Genomic DNA, 16815 nt, shown 5'->3' on the forward strand with positions numbered 1-16815 from the left:
CCCCACCCACCCCCCCCCCCCCCCAAACAAAAATCGGGGGGGGGGGGGCCAACCACCATTGGCCCCCCACCCCCTCACGCATTTGACGGGAGAAACGACTTAGAGGCCGTTGGCCCTGTCCTCGAACTCCTGGCGCGTGGCAAGTCTCGGGTCGTCCCCGTCGGGGACCACCATGACAGGGCCTTTGGAGTGGTGCAGCACGCCCTGGCTGGTCGAGCCCAGCAGCATCCCGGCAAAGCCGCCGCGACCACGCGAGCCGGTCACCAGCAGCAGTGCCGTCTCGGATTCGCGGATCAGGATCTCCACCGGGGCGCCGTCGATGACGTCGATTTCAATCTCGAGGCCCGGGAACAGGCTCTGCAGCCAGGCCTTGCCGATCCCCATCTGGTGGCGCACGTCGGCCGTGACCGCTTCCTGGTCAACGGTCGCCGGCATCCAGGCCAGCGCACCACTGATCGGGGCCAGGGCACACACCACGCGAAGCTTCAGGCCGCGGGTCGCTGCCAGCTCGGCTGCCACCAGCACCGCCAGGCGCGCCCGGTCGGATCCGTCGACACCGACAACAATCCGGTCCTGGACCTGCGTGGCGTTCTCGTCGCGCTTGGATACGCACAGCGGAACCACGACGGTGGGGCACTTGGCGTGCGCCGGCAGCGCGCTGGAAACCGAACCGAGCAGCCTTCCCACGAAGCCGCCACGGCCTCGGGTGCCGACCACGACGAGTTCGGCCTGGCGACTCAAATCCAGCAGTACCCCGGCGGGATCGCCCGACTCGATGTAGGTGCGCACCGTGATGTCCGTATCGGTGATCGTGGCCCGCGCCTGGCGGACGACCTCCTCCGCACCATTGCGGATCAATTGGTCATCCAGCGTGGCATAGCCGGCGTCCATGGAGGAAGCGGCGAAGACCGGGATCGTATAGGCGGTCACGATATTCAAGACGCTACCGCGCCTCTTGGCTTCCTGGGCCGCCCATTTCAGGGCGCAGAGGCCCTGGTCCGAACCGTCTACGCCGACAACGATTCCTTCGATGACCTCGGCGCCACCCTGGGACTTGCTGTTTTCGCTCATCGTCTTCACTCCTACGTGTAACGGCCTGAGTCCTCCCGGGCTTCCCCCGTACGAGGTCCCGTACCCCCATTGTCTACCACAGTGTGACGTGGGTCTATCTGTCGTCGAGCGTGGCGCATTTCTCCCCTGGTTTTTCGCCTAGCGGCGTAAAGCCGAACTATAATTCACCCATGCCCTCTCTGGAAAAAACCATCCCCAAAAGGACCGATCTGTCACGTCTGGACAGGTATTTCAAGATCACCGAACGCGGCTCGAATTATTCGCGGGAGATCCGTGGCGGCTTCGCCACCTTCTTCGCCATGAGCTACATCGTGGTGCTCAACCCGCTGATCCTTTCCGGTGCCGACTCCAACGGCGACTCGCTGGGTTCGGCCCGCGTCGCTGCCGTCACCGCCCTGGTCGCAGGCATCATGACGATCCTCATGGGGGCATGGGCCAAGCACCCGTTCGCCATGGCCGCAGGCCTGGGCGTCAACGCCTTCATCGCCGTCACGGTTGCCGCCAACCCGGGACTCACCTGGCCCGACGTCATGGGACTTGTCGTCATTTCCGGCGTGACCATGCTGGTGCTGGTGCTCACCGGATTCCGGACCGCCGTGTTCAACGCGGTGCCCACCAGCCTCAAGTCCGCCATCGTGGTCGGCATCGGCATGTTCATCGCGCTCATCGGGTTGGTCAACGCCGGCTTCGTGCGCCGCGTCCCGGATGCCGCCGGCACCACCGTCCCTGTGGGCCTGGGCTTTGACGGCGTCCTGACCGGCTGGCCGATCCTGGTGTTCATCGTCGGCCTGCTGCTCACCATCGCCCTGGTCGTGCGCCAGACCAAGGGGGCCATCCTCATCGGCATCGTGGTCTCCGCGATCCTGGCCAACGTCCTCGAGGCCGTCTTCAAGATCGGCCCGTCCTTCGATGCGGCCACCGGTACGGCCAACCCGCAGGGCTGGTCCCTGGTGGCCCCGTCGATGCCCACCTGGGCGCTTCCGGACCTGTCCCTGGTGGGCCAGGCCAATGTCTTCGGTGCCTTCAGCACCCTGGGCGCGACCTCCGCCCTGCTGCTGGCCTTCGTGATCCTGCTGTCGATCTTCTTCGACGCCATGGGCACCATGGTGGGACTGGCCAACGAGGCCGGGACCGTCGATGAGAACGGGAACATCCCGGACGTGGACAAGGTGCTGCTGGTTGACGCCATGGGCGCCGTCGTCGGCGGCGGAGCCTCGGGCTCCTCCAGCCAGATCTACGTCGAATCCGGCGCGGGCATCGGCGAGGGCGCCCGCACAGGCCTGGCTTCCATCGTCACCGGCGTGTTGTTCCTGGCCGCCATGTTCCTGACCCCGCTGATCCACCTGGTGCCGTTCGAGGCTGTCGCCCCGGCCCTGGTGGTTGTCGGCTTCATGATGATCTCGCACGTTTCCAAGATCGACTGGAACGACTGGGGCGTGGCCATCCCGGCGTTCCTGACGTTCGTGCTGATGCCGTTCACCTACTCGATCGCCAACGGCATCGGGGCGGGCTTTGTCGCCTTCGTCTTCATCCGCTCCATCCAGGGCCGGGCGCGCGAGGTGCACCCGCTGATGTGGGCAGTCGCCGGCGCCTTCGTGCTGTTCTTCGGCATCGGCGTCATCGAGCAGGCCATCGGCATCTAGGCACGCCAGCCACGCACGAAAACCAAGGAAGCGGGCAGGGGACTCAAGTCCCCCGCCCGCTTCCTTTTTGCCCTGCCGTTTGGAGGGTGGCGGCTACTTCACACCGAGTTTCCACAGCGAGGTGACTTCACCGGAGCGTTCCACGTGAAACGGGTCCGAGGCATCGGCGGCCCGCCCGTGGGCAGGGACGGTGTCATCGCGCCCCAGCACCACCAGCCCGGCGTCCCCGATCCAGCCCAGCAGTTCCTCGCGGGTGCGCAGCCCCAGCCGCTCGGCCAGGTCGGAGATGACCAGCCAGCCCTGACCGCCCTCGAGCAGGTGCGCGGGCAGGTGCGCGAGGAAAGCCCGCAACATCGCGGACTTGGGGTCGTAGACCGCGTAGTCGAGCAGCGTCTGCGGCGTGCCCGGCAGCCACGGCGGGTTGCAGACCACCACATCGGCCCGGCCTTCGGGGAACATGTCCTGCTTCACGGCCCGCGCCCGCCCATCCAGCCCCAGCGCTTCAAGATTCGCCTGCGCACAGGCGACGGCGCGGTCCTGCGAGTCGGTGCCGATCACCTCGGCGACCCCGCGCCTGGCCAGGATCGCTGCAAGCACGCCGGTGCCGGTGCCGATGTCGAAGGCCCGCCCGAGGCCGGGAAGCTCGGCGCGGGCCACCAGGTCCAGGTATTCCCCGCGCACCGGGGCAAAGGTGCCGTAGTGGGGGTGGATCTTCGCGTCCAGCGCGGCGACGTGCAGCCCGGTGCTGCGCCATTGCTGGGCGCCAATGGCTCCGAGCAGTTCCTGCAGGGACACGACCACCGGTTCGTCGACCGGGCCGAAGGCGTTGGTCCAGGCCTCGGTGACGTCGGGGGCGCGGCGCAGGGAAACGGCCGGCCCGGGGCCCACCGGGACCAGGAGCATCGACAGGATCCGGGCCCGGTGCGTGCGGGCCTGGCGGTACTTGTAGAAGCGTTCCGCGGTCGTGGGCGCCGCGGCCGTTCGCTTGGCCTTGCCGCCGGCCGGGATGCGGCGGGCGATGGCGCTGAGCAGCTGGCGGGCGTTGTGGTAATCCCCGGTGAACAGCATTCCGGTGCCACCGGTGGCCATCCGGTAGGCCTCGTCGGCACCCAGGGAGTCGTCGACCTCGACGATGGCCTTCGGCGGCGGGGCGGAGCTGGCCGAGGACCACAGCGCCGTGCTCTCCAGGCCGTGGTGTGTCCAGGAAACTGTTGCGGGGGTGTTCATGGCGGTGCGGACGCTCCTGCTCAACGTGGGTGGGGGGGTGGGTGCCGTGCAACGTCGACGCAGTGGATCCGCTGCGCAGCCTGTCCAAACGCGCGGATCGGGAGGATCCGCGCGAACCCAAGCCTATAGTGGCCGGCGGGCAGGCACCCGTTGCCGCACCAGGGGCTGCCGCCGGGCTACACCGCGGTGGCGAAGCGCGCGAAGGTGCGCACCGTGGCATCGTCCCAGTGCTGGGCAGGGACGCCGCCGCCGAGCAGCTCGCGGATGAATTCCGCACCCGCGGGGATCGGTGCGTTGGAGCCGGCGATGATGACGTTGCCGTGGCGCCTGCCCTTGAGCATGGTCGGGTCGGCGACGATGGCCACGTGCTTGAAGAGGGCGCCGATGGTGGCGGCCTCCCGCCGGGCGTTTTCCAGCGCGGGGGTGTCCCCGCAGTTCACGATGTACAGGCCGTCGACATCCAGCACCCGGGCCGCCTGGGCGGTGAAGGCCAGGGTGGTCAGGTCCTTGGGTGTCTGGTCCCCGGCGAAGACATCGCGGATGATCAGGTCGCGGGTGGCCTCGGTGAGCGTGCCCAGCACCTCGCCGGCTTCCCCGACGCGGATCCGCAGCAGCGGCGCCCGCGGCAAGTCGAACCAGGCCCGGACCAGGGCGGCGAGCTTGCCGTCGAGTTCCACGACCAGCTGGCGGGCGTTGGGGTAGGTGTCTGCGGCCCAGCGGGCCATGGAGCAGGCGCCTCCACCCAGGTGCAGGGCGCGGAGCTTGTGGCCCTGGGACTCGATCTCGCCCGGGTTGAAGCGGGAGCGGATGAGCGCGGCGATCCAGCGCATGTACTCGAAGTCGAGGTGCCCGGGTGCTGCCAGGTCCACGTGCGAGGAGGGCACGTCGTTGATCCGCAGCAGCCAGCCGGTGGGCGAATAGGGGTCGCGCTCCAGCTCGGCGGTGCCGGTGTCAATGGGGTAGATGCCCTCGAGCGGGCCGTCCTCCGGCGCCGCGGGAGCATCGGTTTGTACCGGGGAGTTGTTCTTGGCGCGCTTGTTCTTGCCCTTAGCCACGTTGGGCACCGTGCCGGACCATGCGGATCTCGTTGAGTCCGGCCCAGTCATCGACCAGCGCCTCGATGCGGCCGTCGGCCTCGAAGCCGTGCTTGGCGTAGAAGGCATGGGCGCGCGGGTTGTGCTCGAGGACCCAAAGCACGGCTGCGCGGTCCCCCAGCACTGCCTCAAGCAGCCGCCCGCCGAGCCCGGTGCCGTGATCGGCCGCCAGGACGTAGAGGAGCTGCAATTCAATGCCGATCCCGGTGTCGGAGTCGTCGTCGGCCGCGGGACCGCCGCCGGCAATCCCGACGATGTTCCCGGCGGGGTCGGTGGCGATCCACAGCTCGGCGCCCTGGGCCAGCCCGCGGATCCACCAGTCGCCCTGCTGCTCAAGGGCAGCGCGGGCATTGGCAAAGAAGGATGCAGGCCGCTGGCTGCCATAGGCCTCTTCCCAGGACTTCAGCTTCATCTGAAGGGCGGCAGGGATGTCTTCGGGCACGGCAAGGCGAATAGCGTAGGGCTCTGTAGTCACAGGGGCAAGCCTATGTGCTTCGGGGTCCGGGAGACGAAAGCCGTGATGGACCTCTAAGTATCCTCGGCCGTGCGGTGGGTGGACCCGGTCCTTCTAGCGGACGACCGCCACGGCAAACCCGTCCCAGCCCTTGACGCCGACGGTCTGCAGGGCCGTGGCATCCACGCGCGGATTGGAACCCAGCACGTCGATCCCCCGCCGCACGCCGTTGACCAGGCGCCCGGCATCGGTGAGCGGGTCCCCGGCCTGGAGCACTGCCCCTTCACGGACCACGTTGTCCACCACGATGACGCTGCCGGGACGGCCCAACATGACCGCCAGGTCGATGTAGTGGGCGTTGTTTTCCTTGTCTGCGTCGATGAAGAACAGGTCAAAGGGCTCCACACCCTCGGCCAAGAGGGAGTCGAGGGTGTCCAGGGCGGTGCCGATGCGGATTTCCACCCGTTCCTCGACCCCGCAGGCCGCAAGGTTGTCCGCTGCCACCCGGGCATGCAACGGCTCGTATTCGCAGGTGGTCACGTGCCCGTCGGGGCCCACCCCGCGCGCCAGCCAGGTGGTGGAGTAGCCGCCAAGCGTGCCGATTTCCAGCACCCGCTTGGCACCTGCAATCTGGGCCAGCAACATCAGGAACTTTCCCTGCACCTCGCTGACTTCAATGTGGGGAAGTCCGGCCTGGTGCGCTCGCTCGCGCGCCGCCGCCATTTCCGGTTCCGGGGCAAGCAGCTTTTCCACAAGGAATTTGTCGACGTCGATGGGGCTGGCGGAAGTCGCCGAGGTGTCCATGCTTGCTACTCCTGCTCGCTAATGGCCTTTTCCAGTCGTTCGATCTTGCCGGTGATTTCCCCGCTGTAGCCCGGGCGGATATCGGCCTTGAGCACCAGGGAAACGCGCGATCCATAGGCGGCAACGGCCTCGGTGGCGCGCTTGACGACATCCATGACCTCGTCCCATTCGCCCTCCAGCTCCGTGAACATGGAAGAGGTGGAGTTGGGCAGGCCCGACTCCCGGACCACCTTGACGGCGGCGGCCACCGCGTCGTGGACCGATCCGTCGGTGTTATCGGTGCTGGGGGCTACGGAAAAGGCAACAATCATGCTTCCACTGTGCCACTGCGGCCCCGACATGTCACTTGCAGACATCGCGAAAACGACTTGCAACGCAATCCCTTCGGCATTTTCCTTGCCAAGGGCCAGGTGCTCTGCGAAGCTCGATCCACGTGACAAAATTTGGGGGGCGGGATCTTGGGACAGCTCGTACGGATCGGCGCGGCACTTGCCTTGCTGTACGCCATGTCTGGGTGCTCCGCGGCACCCGAACCTCCGGCTGCAGCCTCGACCGCCGCGGTGCTGGGTGACCTCATGACGCTGGTTCCCGGCGAGGCCAAGGTGCTCATGGGCATGGGATCGGCCGACCAAGCCGAGGTCACGGCAACTGCTGCACTCGGCAAATACCGGGGAACCCGGCTGACCGTGCTGGCGGTGTGCCAAGGCCAGGGCAAACTGCAACTCTCCCTGGATCAGGGGGGCGGACTGGTGGTCCCCTGCGACAGGAATATTGCCACAGTCGACATCCCCGTCACCCCCGAGGCGCGTCCCAGCAGGGTGTCGATCGTGCTCGAGCGAGGCAACACGTACTCGACGCTCGTCTATTCCACCGGCCCCGGTGCAGCAGGCCCGCAAAAGTAGCTTTCGGGCGCGTCGCGGCTACCCTCAGCCCCAACCCAGGTATCGCGCCAGTGCCGCCGCCCCGGCACCTGCAATGACCACCACGAGGAACGGCGCCCGCAACAGCAGTGCTACTCCGGCCGCGACCAAGGCGGCCAGCCTCGCGTCGAATTCCACGCTGGTCCCGCTGGCGACCGTGTTGACGATGGTCAGCGAGGCCAGCAGCCCGATGGTCAGGGTGCCCGCGGCGCGGGTCACCCGCTCGTTTTCGAGGATCTTCTCCGGGACCAGGTACCCCAGCAGCTTGATCCCGTACGCCGCGGCGCAACCGGCAAGGGTCCACCACCACAATTCACTCATCGGTCACCGTTCGAGACGTTGTGCGGCTCGACATCCGGTTCGAGCCCCTCGGTGGCCGGTCCCCGGCCGAAGTAGCCCCAGACCCCTGCGACGACCGCTGCCACGAGGATCGGAACGCCGGGCGGCACCAGCGGGATCGCCAGGACCGTGGCAAGCGCGCAGACCGCGGCGATGGCCACCGGCTCGGCGGATTTCAGGCGTGGCCACAGCAGGCCCAGGAATGCGGCCACGGCTGCACCGTCAAGGCCCCAGGCCTTAGGATCCCCCAGCGCGTCACCCAGTAGCGCGCCCACCACCGTGAAGATATTCCACAAGACGTATACGCCGATTCCGGCCACCCAGAACCCACGCCTTTGTTCGCCCGGATCACTCTGGCCCGCAGCAGTGGCCGCGGACTCGTCGATGGTCACCTGTGCGGCGGCGAGCTTCTTCAACCCACGCGGCTTGAGCATGGCCTTGACTTGCAGGCCGTAGACGGAATTTCTCACGCCCAGGAGCGTGGCTGCACCAAAGGCCGCTCCCGGGCCGCCGCCACCGGCGATCACGCCAATGAACGCAAATTGCGAGCCACCGGTAAACATGAGCAGGCTCAGCGCGATGACCTGCCAGAAATTCAGGCCGGCGGCAATGCCCAAGGCGCCGAAGGAAATTCCGTAAAGACCCGTCGCCACGGAGATGGAAAGAGCCGTCTTGGTGGCGGGAGTCATTTGCAGTGGCACGGCATCAAGCTTAGTCATCGGTGCGGCCGTTTCACGTATCGCTCACGGCGGATGCCCCGGTCCGAGCCCGGTCCGAGCCCGGTCTTGGCACTCGGGATCTCGGCGTGCCCACCAGTCGTGCCTGGCAAGGGGATCCGGGAATCCGACCGAGTGTCCGCCCGAGTACATTTTCTGCAGGACTCGAGGGCGTGTCCGTGTCCCTGTCCTAGTCCAGGCCGAGGTGCGCCTTGATGACGGCCGGGACGTTGCTGGTGAGCTGGGTGACGCCCCGGTCAACGAGATAGCTGGCGTCCATGGGGTCATCCACTGTCCATACCCGGAGCGTTGCGCCGCGGGCCAGCCATTCGTTGGTCACCCGGGGATGTTTGCGCATATAGGCGACCCCGGGACCCGCGAATTGCGGAACCCCGGAACTCAGCAACTCCACTCCCTCGGTCATGGCCCTGGCCAATACCGCTGCCACGCCGGCGCGGTCGCTCTCCCCGGCCTTGACCAACTCTTCGATCCACTCTTCGTCGACCTCGGTGACCAGCTGGCAGACATGCACGGCTGGGATCCGCTCCATCAGGTAGCGCACCGATCCGGGGTCAAAGCTCATGAAGGAAACGTAGATATCGCCCAGCATGGAGGTTTCCGCTTCCCAACCCATGGCCTGCAGCTCGGCGATCATGGCCTCTTCCAATTGCCGGCCAAAGGGACTTGGATGCTTGATTTCCACGGCGAGGCCCACGGGTCGGCCGGCATCCTGCATGAGCCACACCAATTCGCGCAGGGTCACCAACTGCTCGTGAAGTTTCCCGTAGGCCTCTGGAATCCGGGGGTTCTTCCAGGACGAGAAATCAAGTGCCTTCAGTTCGGCCAGCGTCTTTTCCCCGACCCTTCCGCTTGAGTCAGAGGTCCGGTCCACCGTCGGGTCGTGGTGGCACACCACAAATCCGTCGGAGCTCAGGTGGATGTCGCATTCGATGCCGTCCGCCCCGTCAGCCAGGGCCTGCATGTACGCGGCGCGCGTGTTCTCCGCGTAGGCATTCGATGAGCCGCGGTGGGCATAGACAAGGGTTTGCATGCCGTTTACGCTACCGCCGGGCCTGTATCCCGCGCCGCTTGCCGCGCCTGTTGCTGCGTGAACTATCGTTGAAACCTGTTCCATCCGCAAGTCCAGGCCAAGGGAGCCGCAGCCCATGACGTCAACCGGATTCAGCCTTGCCCCCGCGAACGACGCCGCCAAGGCGATCGCGCTGCGCAAGATGAAACGCCTTGCCACAGGATTGTTGGTCATCATGGCGGTGATCTTCGCCGCGGCCTTCGCCCTGCAGCACAGCCACCCCTGGCTTGAGTACGTGAGGGCCGCCGCCGAGGGCGGCATGGTCGGTGCGCTGGCCGACTGGTTCGCCGTCACCGCGTTGTTCAAGCACCCCATGGGGCTGAAAATCCCGCACACGGCGATCATCCCTCGCAAGAAGGACCAAATTGGCGAGAGCCTGGGACAGTTCGTTCAGGAAAACTTCCTTTCCCGGGATGTCGTCGGCACCAAGCTGGCGCAATTCGATGTCTCGCGCACCGTCGGCGGCTGGTTGACCAAGGAAGAATCGGCCACCCGCGTGGCCCAGGAGGTCTCCACTGTCATCGGGGCGACACTGGAGGTCTTGGATGACCGCGACGTCCTGGCGCTCCTGGAATCCCTGGCCAAGAAGCACATGCTTGCCCCCGAGTGGTCCTCGACGCTGGGCCGGATCATGGAGCGAGTGATTGCCGACGGGCACCACAAACCGGCCGTGGACCTGTTGGCCGAACGGGCCGAGCAATGGGTGGCCGACAACCGCCGGATGGTCGTTTCCCTGGTCGCCGAGCGCTCGCCCTCGTGGGTCCCCGCGATGGTTGACACGCTGCTGGGTGAAAAGCTTCACCGCGAATTGCAGAAGTACGTTCAGTCCGTGCGGAACGACCCGCACCATTCCATGCGCCTGAGCATCGATGCGTGGCTGGAGAAGTTTGCCGCTGACATGCAGTCTGATGCGGAAATGATTTCCAAGGTCGAGGCCATGAAGCATTCCCTCCTTGGCGATGCGCAATTGCGTGAACTTGCCGCGACCAGCTGGTCATCCATCAAGGCCGCGCTCGTCGATGCCATGGAAAACCCCGGCTCCGAGCTGCGCAGGTCCATGATTGCGGCGATCCGCGACCTCGGCGCAAGGCTGCGTGACGATGCACGGCTGGCAGCGAAGGTCAACGGGTGGGTGGCGAACGCCGTTGTCTACGTCGTGGAAAACTACAGCGGGCAAATCACATCGCTGATCACCGACACCGTTGCCCGCTGGGACGGCAAGGAGACCAGCGAAAAGATCGAGCTGCAGGTCGGACGGGACCTGCAGTTCATCCGCATCAACGGAACCGTCGTGGGTTCCCTGGCCGGTCTGGCCATTTTCGCCGTGGCCAACGCCCTGCTGCGTTAGCTTTTCTCACCGGCTTCGAGACTGGTTCCGCGGCGCCGGCGTTCTGCCTCTATTCCGGCTTCGACCTCGGCGAGCGCCTCGAGGCGTTCGCCCTCGCTGACCAGCTGGCCGGGGATGGTCGTGGGCAGGGTGCCAAAGGCAAGGGCCGCCGCCTCGATGACCTTCTTGCCCAGGAACCGGTTGCCGAATCCGCCGACAGCCGCTCCGATGCCAAAGGGAACCACCCTCCCGAGCATCGAAGCCCCCTGGGTGGCAAGCATCTTCTTCAGGAACGTTCGTTGCATGGTTCCCTGCATGGTCGTCCACAGACTGGAGGGCTTGTTGGCCCCGAACATTGCTGCCCATCCCTGGACGGGCCCTGCACCGCGTCCCGCGACCTGGTGCGTCAGGGCGGAAATCATCGAACTTCCCTCGTCGCCCATGAGAATCGCCATGACCAGCAGCCGGGCCTTGTCCGGATCCTCGGTGGTGATGCCGTGCAGTTCGGCCAGCGACTGTGCGTAGAGAGCACTGGCCTCAAGGAAGCCAACGGTTGCCGCCGCCGAGAATCCCAGGGCTGCTACGGTTCCGACGCCGGGGATTGCTGCCGTCGCACCCACCGCCGCACCGGATCCGGTGATGGCCAGCAAGTAGTCGCGTTCGACCAGCTTGGCCAGTTCCGCCGCGGTGTGGGCCGGGTGCTTGCGGCGCAGGCGGCGCAAATAGGCCAGGACCAGGGGCCGCTGCACACTGACTGCCTTCATGACGGCGCTCTGCACCCCGGGCTTGGGCTTGCCGTCCGGGCCAATGACACTGGAGGTAATGGGGTTCTTTTTCATCCTGCTCCCACTCTATGGGCACCGGGCCGGTCGTTGTAAACATATTCTCGCTGGGAATAAGCGACACGGGCCCACGGCGGCTGTTGGCCGGAACAGGGCGCCCACCCCATCACAAGGGCCAGCGCGCCCCCAAACGTCAGCCGGGGAGCACCAGCCTGGAATGCCGCGGGCCCGGCAGGAATCGAATCCTGCCGGGCCCACAAAACGTGCAAGGCTCAGATTGGAATGCCGAACGCGAGTGGAAGCAACGTGTACAGCGTGACGACGATCAGCACGATCGCCACCAGGTTCAGCCAGATGCCGGCCCGGACCATCTGCTTGATGAAGACTTCTCCCGTTCCGAAGGCAACCGCGTTGGACGGCGTTGCCACCGGAAGCATGAACGCCGAGCAGACCGCGAGCGTCATCACGATTGTCATCAGCACCGGGTCCATTCCGATACCCACGGCCACCGCTCCCATGATGGGGAAGAATGCAGCGGCCGTGGCCGTGTTACTGGTCAGTTCCGTCAGGCCCAGGCCCACAATGGCCGCGATCTTTCACATTCCGAGGCAAGCCAACATTTTCAAGCCCCACGAATGCACCCCAATTTCCAGGGGTCATCGACCAATATCACGCTGACGCACTTGGGGTGCCGCACCCTCCCTCAATCGGAAGCGTGCCGCGTCACGGGAGCATCTTTCGCTTCAGTGACCAACGAGCGCAGGTGCGTCCGTGCCGGCGGTGTCAGCGGTCTTGAGCGCCGCCCGCAAGGCAACAAAGAGCAGGATGACCCCAACGCTCAACGAAATGTGTCCCAGGCCGGCAATCCCGGCGAAGGCGGCAGAACTCGCATCCTTGCCCAGCACCACCAGCGTCCCCTTGACGAGCATCATGCCGCCGGTCACCGCGACGCCGATCGTCCACAGCCAGTAGAACCAGGTGAAGGCGCGCGGCGCGACGGCGGAAATGGCAAAGAGCCTCTCCAGCACCAACACGATAAGCAGGAACACGAAGCCAAGCACCAACAGGTGGGTGTGCACCAGCGGCAGCTGGGATGCCGAGCGGTCCGCGAAGTCGTTGAGCTTCGTCAGTTCGCGGTAGTAGAGGCCCGAGAGCACCCCGGTGATTCCAAAAACAAAGGCCGTGTACATCAAGCGCATCATGGCGGTGTGGTTCCTTTCGCTGGGGCCCGGGCAAACGATGGTTGTGCGGGCAAGGCCATCGGGCCCGGACCTTGCCGCATCTCACCATCCACTTTGCCCGGACGCGCAATCAACCGGATCACCCATCCGGTTGATTGCGGTTGCATCCGGAGGGAATCACATGGGGCGTTCGGCCGCGAGGTAGTGCTTGTAGAAATTGCGCACGTCCCTGCGCTCGTCGGCGCCGAAGCCGTGCCCCATTTCCGGGTAGGTGCGGGAAGTCAACGCGGTGTATTCCGCGAGCCACCGCCCCGTGTAGGCGACGGCGTCGGGGTTGATCACCAGGTCGTACGGATCCCGGCCCCAGAAAAACGGGACAGCCTCCCCGGGTTCCGGGGCGGCATCCGTGAGGGTTAGCAGCTCGTTGGAGAGCACAAAGCCGCTGAGTCCAGTGATCGTGGCATAGCTTCCGGGGCGCAGTCGATGCAACGTGGTGGCCATGGCCATCCCCTGCGAATGCCCCAGCAGGCTGATCGAGCGGTAGCCCCGGGTATATTTGTCCTGCCAGTCGAACACGTGCTGTGCGGCCGAGACCACCCGGGCAAAGTCATTGGCCAGGAAATAGTCCAGCAGGAACCAGCCCCTGTCCCCGCCAACTTCCATAGGTCCGCGCAGCGCCACCCCCGTGGCATTCGGCGGAAGCTCATCGAACCAGCCCGTCATCCGTTCGGGGTTTGAGCCGTAGCCATGGAGCACCATGACCAGGTCTGTGCCCGTCCGCCGGCCCTCCGGCCGGGAATAGATTCCCTCGTCCATGGATCCACCGTAGCGCGTGCCCGCTCCTGGCCGATTCGCGCGCACGGCGGCCGGGGTCGCATACTGGGGCGCATGAGAATCGATTCGTTGGACGTGTCGCTGATCGAGCTTTTCACCGATTTTCCCGGCATCGGGGTCATGGAGTGCTCCAAGCGCCTGGGAGTGGCCCGCGGCACCGTGCAAAACCGGCTGAACCGGCTGCATGAGTCCGGGGTGATCACGCGCATTGCCCCGCAAATCGATGCGGCCGCAATGGGCTATCCGGTCGCCGCATTCTGCTCGCTGCAGATCCAGCAAAATTTGGGGCATGCCGGCATGGCCGAGAAGCTTGCACAGATCCCCGAGGTCCTCGAGCTGCACACCGTCTCGGGATCCAGTGACTTTTTGGTGAAGATCGTGGCCCGCTCCACGGCCGACCTGCAGCGGGTGCTGGATGCGATCTCCGCCACGGAGGGCATGGGCAGGGCCTCCTCATCCATCGTGCTGGCAACGCACTTCGAGAACAGGGTCATCCCGTTGGCGCGGGATGCCGCGCGCGAAAATCCCGAGACCCCCGACGAACCCGGAAACCGGGCGCGAAACAGCTCGCTGCGCAATGGCGGTACGCTGAATGCTGCTAGAAAAAACATTGGGCACAATGTCCAGTGATTCACGACGCGCACTGATCTTTGTGTACATCTTGTGCGGCCTTTCGCCGGGCAGTTGACCTGCCGGAGCTCATTTTCGTAGCTTTTGTGAGTCACGTCACCGGCGACGTGCGAGCAGCTTGTTTTTCGAAAGGCACCCCATGACCCTTGCCCAGCGCAGTTCCCTGAACTCGATCCCCGCCTACAAGCAGGGTGCCACACCGGGTGCGGCAGAGAAGGCCTTCAAGCTCTCCTCCAACGAAAACCCCTACCCGCCGTTGGGCTCGGTCATCGCAGGGCTTTCGTCCGAGCTGGGCAGCATCAACCAGTACCCCAACGCCGCGGCCCCCGAGCTGGTCGGAATGCTGGCGGATCGACTCGGCGTGGAGCCGGACACCATCGCCCTGGGCGCCGGGTCGGTGGAGGTCGCCGGACAGCTGATCCACGCGACCACCAACCCCGGCGACGAGGTCATCTTCGCCTGGCGTTCCTTCGAGGCCTACCCCATCCTTACCCACGTTGCCGGGGCGACTCCGGTGATGGTGCCGCTGGATGCCGACGGAACCCACGACCTGGCCGCCATGGCCGAGGCCATCACCGAGCGCACCGCCCTGGTCTTCATCTGCAACCCCAACAACCCGACGGGCACCGTGGTTGACGCCGCCGCGGTCGATGCCTTCATGGCCAAGGTCCCCGCCCACGTGCTGGTGGTCATCGACGAGGCCTACGTCCACTTCAACACCGCTGCCGGTTCGGCCATCGGCCTGGATTTCTTCCGCCGCTACCCCAACGTCGCGGTGCTGCACACCTTCTCCAAGGCCTACGGGCTGGCCGGGCTGCGCATCGGCTACGCCGTCGCGCCCGCCGGGGTTGCGGCGAACCTGCGCAAGACCGCCATCCCCTTCGCCGTCACCGCGCTGGCCCAGCGTGCCGCGGTGCTCAGCCTTCACCACGAGGACGAGCTTCAGGTGCGCATCGACGAGCTGGTCGCCGCCCGCGAATCCCTGCTGGCCACGCTGCGCGAAGCCGGAATCAACGTCACCGATTCCCAGGCCAACTTCATCTGGCTTTCCACCGGCGAGGACACCGAGGCAGTGGATGCGGCGCTGCGCGAGTCAGGCATCTGGGCGCGCGCCTTTGCCGGGGAGGGTATCCGGATCTCCATCGGATCCGCCGAGGCCAACGAGGCCATCGCCAATGCAGTCGTTTCCGCACTGACGGAGGCCCCCGCCCATGTCTAGTACCCCAGTCGCTCCAAAGACCGCGAGCCTGAACACCCGACAGATCACCATGATGGGCCTTGGCGGCGCCATTGGCGCCGGGCTGTTCATTGGCTCCGGGCAGGCTGTTGCCGTGGCCGGCCCGAGCGTCATCCTGGCTTTCGCCCTGGCCGGTTTCCTGGTCATCCTGATCATGAACATGCTCGGCGAAATGGCCGCGGCCAACCCTTCGTCCGGCTCCTTCTCCGTATATGCCACCAAGGCCATGGGCCCCAACGCCGGCGCCATCATCGGCTGGCTGTACTGGATCCAGGGAGTCATCGTCATCGCCGCCGAGGCCACCGGTGCCGCCGCCATCATTGGCGGCTGGTTCCCCGGTGTTTCCCAGGGCACCTGGTCGTTGGTCTTCGTGGCGCTGCTGACCGCGGTCAACCTGGCCAACGTGGCACGCTTCGGCCAGTTCGAGTACTGGTTCTCCTTCCTCAAGGTCGCCGCGATCGTGGCATTCCTCGGCATCGGCGTGGCTATTATCCTCGGGCTGGTGCCGGGCGTGGCGGCAACGGGACTGTCCAACCTGGTGGCCCACGACGGCTTCCTGCCCAATGGAGTGGTCGGCCTGTGCGCCGGGCTGCTGATGGTCATCTTCGCCTTTGGCGGCATCGAGATCGTGGCTATTGCCGCGGCCGAAAGCGACGACCCGCGCACTTCCATCCGCAAGGCAGTTCGCGGCGTGCTGTTCCGCGTGCTGGTCTTCTATGTTGGCTCGGCCCTGGTGATGGTCTCGGTGCTGCCCTGGTATTCGCCGGAGCTTGCCGCCTCCCCGTTCGTCGCGGTGCTCAGCTTTGCCCACATCCCGTGGATCGACTCGATCATGGCCCTGGTGGTGGTCATCGCCCTGCTCTCGGCCATGAACGCCAACATCTATGCCGCCTCGCGCATGCTGCTATCGCTCTCCGAGCGCGGGATCGCCCCGCGGGTCATCCAGGTCCGCAACCGGAACAAGACCCCCTACGTGGCGGTGACCGCCTCGGTGATCCTGTGCACCATCGCGGTGGTCATGAACTACCTGGCCCCGGATTTGGTCATGCCGATGCTGCTCAATGCGGTGGGTTCCACGTTGCTGGTCACCTGGGGATTCATTGCGCTCTCGCAGCTGATCCTGCGCATCCGTGCCGACAAGGATCCTTCCATCCACCTGCCGGTGCGGATGCCGGGGTTCCCGTACCTTTCGATCCTGGCCCTGGTGATGCTCGCGGGCATCGTGGTGCTGGCCCTCTTTGATCCGGCCAGCCGCACCCAGCTGATCGCCACCCTCGGACTCACGGTGGCGATCGGCGTGCTCAACGCCCTGGCCCAGCGCCGGAGCAGGCGGCGCATGGCAGATGGTGCTGCCTTGCCGGAGGCACAGCCGTCGGCTCCCGCCGAGGAGTCGCGGCCCGAGAACCGGGTTTCCTGACAGGCAGTTCGCTTGCTGCAACGGCCGGGCCCCCGACATTCGTCGGGGG

Annotated in this window: 19 protein-coding genes; 6 read left to right on the top strand and 13 right to left on the bottom strand. The window is 65.9% G+C overall.

Going from position 1 to position 16815, the window contains the following annotated elements; all coding sequences use genetic code 11:
- Nucleotides 1-99: 99 nt before the first annotated feature.
- Entirely contained in the window at nt 100-1071 is a 972-nt protein-coding gene (locus tag ACLQ7E_RS03800) for a universal stress protein (RefSeq protein ID WP_411731226.1), read from the bottom strand.
- A gap of 170 nt (nt 1072-1241) precedes the next feature.
- Here ACLQ7E_RS03800 and ACLQ7E_RS03805 point away from each other — a divergent pair, with 170 nt between their 5' ends.
- On the top strand, nt 1242-2714 hold the full coding sequence (locus ACLQ7E_RS03805) for an NCS2 family permease (protein ID WP_411731227.1): 1473 nt from the start codon (nt 1242-1244) through the stop codon (nt 2712-2714).
- Nucleotides 2715-2807: 93 nt separating this feature from the next.
- Here ACLQ7E_RS03805 and ACLQ7E_RS03810 read toward each other — a convergent pair whose 3' ends face one another.
- The 5 genes from ACLQ7E_RS03810 to ACLQ7E_RS03830 form a co-directional block, all read right to left on the bottom strand.
- A complete protein-coding gene (locus ACLQ7E_RS03810; RefSeq protein WP_411731228.1) occupies nt 2808-3941 on the bottom strand; it encodes a methyltransferase in 1134 nt (377 codons plus the stop codon).
- A gap of 176 nt (nt 3942-4117) precedes the next feature.
- The gene (locus tag ACLQ7E_RS03815; RefSeq protein WP_411731229.1) at nt 4118-5047 is read right to left on the bottom strand and encodes a spermidine synthase; all 930 of its coding nucleotides are present in this window, start codon (nt 5045-5047) and stop codon (nt 4118-4120) included.
- Nucleotides 4989-5510 (bottom strand): N-acetyltransferase family protein, encoded by a 522-nt coding sequence (locus tag ACLQ7E_RS03820; RefSeq protein WP_411731230.1) that lies wholly within the window; start codon nt 5508-5510, stop codon nt 4989-4991. Before ACLQ7E_RS03820 ends, ACLQ7E_RS03815 begins: the two co-directional genes overlap by 59 nt.
- 93 nt (nt 5511-5603) lie before the next feature.
- On the bottom strand, nt 5604-6293 hold the full coding sequence (locus ACLQ7E_RS03825) for an O-methyltransferase (RefSeq protein WP_411731231.1): 690 nt from the start codon (nt 6291-6293) through the stop codon (nt 5604-5606).
- 5 nt (nt 6294-6298) lie between these two features.
- Complete coding sequence (locus tag ACLQ7E_RS03830) at nt 6299-6604, bottom strand: MTH1187 family thiamine-binding protein (protein ID WP_407606921.1); 306 nt, start codon at nt 6602-6604, stop codon at nt 6299-6301.
- Between the two features lie 147 nt (nt 6605-6751).
- On the opposite strand from ACLQ7E_RS03830, the gene ACLQ7E_RS03835 reads away from it, so the two are divergent.
- Nucleotides 6752-7195 carry a hypothetical protein gene (locus ACLQ7E_RS03835; RefSeq protein WP_411731232.1) on the top strand — a complete coding sequence of 148 codons (444 nt, stop codon included), beginning with the start codon at nt 6752-6754 and terminating at the stop codon, nt 7193-7195.
- Between the two features lie 24 nt (nt 7196-7219).
- On the opposite strand, the gene ACLQ7E_RS03840 is transcribed toward ACLQ7E_RS03835, so the two are convergent.
- The 3 genes from ACLQ7E_RS03840 to ACLQ7E_RS03850 all read right to left on the bottom strand — a co-directional run bounded on the left by ACLQ7E_RS03840 (nt 7220) and on the right by ACLQ7E_RS03850 (nt 9319).
- The gene (locus tag ACLQ7E_RS03840) at nt 7220-7534 is read right to left on the bottom strand and encodes an AzlD domain-containing protein (protein WP_411731233.1); all 315 of its coding nucleotides are present in this window, start codon (nt 7532-7534) and stop codon (nt 7220-7222) included.
- A complete protein-coding gene (locus tag ACLQ7E_RS03845) occupies nt 7531-8271 on the bottom strand; it encodes an AzlC family ABC transporter permease (RefSeq protein ID WP_411731234.1) in 741 nt (246 codons plus the stop codon). Before ACLQ7E_RS03845 ends, ACLQ7E_RS03840 begins: the two co-directional genes overlap by 4 nt.
- A 187-nt stretch (nt 8272-8458) precedes the next feature.
- Nucleotides 8459-9319 (bottom strand): glycerophosphodiester phosphodiesterase, encoded by an 861-nt coding sequence (locus tag ACLQ7E_RS03850; protein ID WP_411731235.1) that lies wholly within the window; start codon nt 9317-9319, stop codon nt 8459-8461.
- Nucleotides 9320-9434: 115 nt separating this feature from the next.
- Between ACLQ7E_RS03850 and ACLQ7E_RS03855 the strand changes: the two genes are divergently transcribed.
- Nucleotides 9435-10706 carry a DUF445 domain-containing protein gene (locus tag ACLQ7E_RS03855; RefSeq protein ID WP_411731236.1) on the top strand — a complete coding sequence of 424 codons (1272 nt, stop codon included), beginning with the start codon at nt 9435-9437 and terminating at the stop codon, nt 10704-10706.
- On the opposite strand, the gene ACLQ7E_RS03860 is transcribed toward ACLQ7E_RS03855, so the two are convergent.
- The 4 genes from ACLQ7E_RS03860 to ACLQ7E_RS03875 form a co-directional block, all read right to left on the bottom strand.
- Nucleotides 10703-11524: a hypothetical protein gene (locus ACLQ7E_RS03860; protein ID WP_411731237.1), complete on the bottom strand. Its 822-nt coding sequence runs from the start codon at nt 11522-11524 to the stop codon at nt 10703-10705. The two genes, ACLQ7E_RS03855 and ACLQ7E_RS03860, sit on opposite strands and share 4 nt — an antisense overlap.
- A 215-nt stretch (nt 11525-11739) precedes the next feature.
- Nucleotides 11740-12048: an anion permease gene (locus ACLQ7E_RS03865; RefSeq protein WP_411731238.1), complete on the bottom strand. Its 309-nt coding sequence runs from the start codon at nt 12046-12048 to the stop codon at nt 11740-11742.
- Nucleotides 12049-12210: 162 nt separating this feature from the next.
- Nucleotides 12211-12669 carry a DUF2871 domain-containing protein gene (locus ACLQ7E_RS03870; RefSeq protein WP_411731239.1) on the bottom strand — a complete coding sequence of 153 codons (459 nt, stop codon included), beginning with the start codon at nt 12667-12669 and terminating at the stop codon, nt 12211-12213.
- 156 nt (nt 12670-12825) lie between these two features.
- Nucleotides 12826-13464 carry an alpha/beta hydrolase gene (locus ACLQ7E_RS03875; RefSeq protein WP_411731240.1) on the bottom strand — a complete coding sequence of 213 codons (639 nt, stop codon included), beginning with the start codon at nt 13462-13464 and terminating at the stop codon, nt 12826-12828.
- Between the two features lie 72 nt (nt 13465-13536).
- Between ACLQ7E_RS03875 and ACLQ7E_RS03880 the strand changes: the two genes are divergently transcribed.
- The 3 genes from ACLQ7E_RS03880 (at nt 13537) to ACLQ7E_RS03890 (ending at nt 16766) form a co-directional block, all read left to right on the top strand.
- Nucleotides 13537-14112 (top strand): Lrp/AsnC family transcriptional regulator, encoded by a 576-nt coding sequence (locus ACLQ7E_RS03880; RefSeq protein ID WP_411731241.1) that lies wholly within the window; start codon nt 13537-13539, stop codon nt 14110-14112.
- A 139-nt stretch (nt 14113-14251) separates the two neighbouring features.
- Complete coding sequence (hisC, locus tag ACLQ7E_RS03885; RefSeq protein ID WP_411731242.1) at nt 14252-15331, top strand: histidinol-phosphate transaminase; 1080 nt, start codon at nt 14252-14254, stop codon at nt 15329-15331.
- Nucleotides 15324-16766, top strand: coding sequence for an amino acid permease (locus ACLQ7E_RS03890; protein ID WP_411731243.1), 1443 nt, complete (start codon nt 15324-15326; stop codon nt 16764-16766). Before hisC ends, ACLQ7E_RS03890 begins: the two co-directional genes overlap by 8 nt.
- The last annotated feature ends 49 nt before the right edge of the window (nt 16767-16815 follow it).

The organism is Paeniglutamicibacter sp., assembly GCF_046714615.1.
GTDB lineage: Bacteria > Actinomycetota > Actinomycetes > Actinomycetales > Micrococcaceae > Paeniglutamicibacter.

Bases quoted from the DNA above. Each gene is read 5' to 3' on its own strand.
- ACLQ7E_RS03840 (WP_411731233.1), bottom strand. From the start codon at position 7,534: ATGAGTGAATTGTGGTGGTGGACCCTTGCCGGTTGCGCCGCGGCGTAC.
- ACLQ7E_RS03870 (WP_411731239.1), bottom strand. From the start codon at position 12,669: ATGATGCGCTTGATGTACACGGCCTTTGTTTTTGGAATCACCGGGGTG.
- ACLQ7E_RS03855 (WP_411731236.1), top strand. From the start codon at position 9,435: ATGACGTCAACCGGATTCAGCCTTGCCCCCGCGAACGACGCCGCCAAG.
- ACLQ7E_RS03825 (WP_411731231.1), bottom strand. From the start codon at position 6,293: ATGGACACCTCGGCGACTTCCGCCAGCCCCATCGACGTCGACAAATTC.
- ACLQ7E_RS03805 (WP_411731227.1), top strand. From the start codon at position 1,242: ATGCCCTCTCTGGAAAAAACCATCCCCAAAAGGACCGATCTGTCACGT.
- ACLQ7E_RS03815 (WP_411731229.1), bottom strand. From the start codon at position 5,047: ATGACTGGGCCGGACTCAACGAGATCCGCATGGTCCGGCACGGTGCCC.
- ACLQ7E_RS03875 (WP_411731240.1), bottom strand. From the start codon at position 13,464: ATGGACGAGGGAATCTATTCCCGGCCGGAGGGCCGGCGGACGGGCACA.
- ACLQ7E_RS03850 (WP_411731235.1), bottom strand. From the start codon at position 9,319: ATGCAAACCCTTGTCTATGCCCACCGCGGCTCATCGAATGCCTACGCG.
- ACLQ7E_RS03860 (WP_411731237.1), bottom strand. From the start codon at position 11,524: ATGAAAAAGAACCCCATTACCTCCAGTGTCATTGGCCCGGACGGCAAG.
- ACLQ7E_RS03800 (WP_411731226.1), bottom strand. From the start codon at position 1,071: ATGAGCGAAAACAGCAAGTCCCAGGGTGGCGCCGAGGTCATCGAAGGA.
- ACLQ7E_RS03845 (WP_411731234.1), bottom strand. From the start codon at position 8,271: ATGACTAAGCTTGATGCCGTGCCACTGCAAATGACTCCCGCCACCAAG.
- ACLQ7E_RS03810 (WP_411731228.1), bottom strand. From the start codon at position 3,941: ATGAACACCCCCGCAACAGTTTCCTGGACACACCACGGCCTGGAGAGC.
- ACLQ7E_RS03890 (WP_411731243.1), top strand. From the start codon at position 15,324: ATGTCTAGTACCCCAGTCGCTCCAAAGACCGCGAGCCTGAACACCCGA.
- ACLQ7E_RS03830 (WP_407606921.1), bottom strand. From the start codon at position 6,604: ATGATTGTTGCCTTTTCCGTAGCCCCCAGCACCGATAACACCGACGGA.
- ACLQ7E_RS03880 (WP_411731241.1), top strand. From the start codon at position 13,537: ATGAGAATCGATTCGTTGGACGTGTCGCTGATCGAGCTTTTCACCGAT.
- hisC (WP_411731242.1), top strand. From the start codon at position 14,252: ATGACCCTTGCCCAGCGCAGTTCCCTGAACTCGATCCCCGCCTACAAG.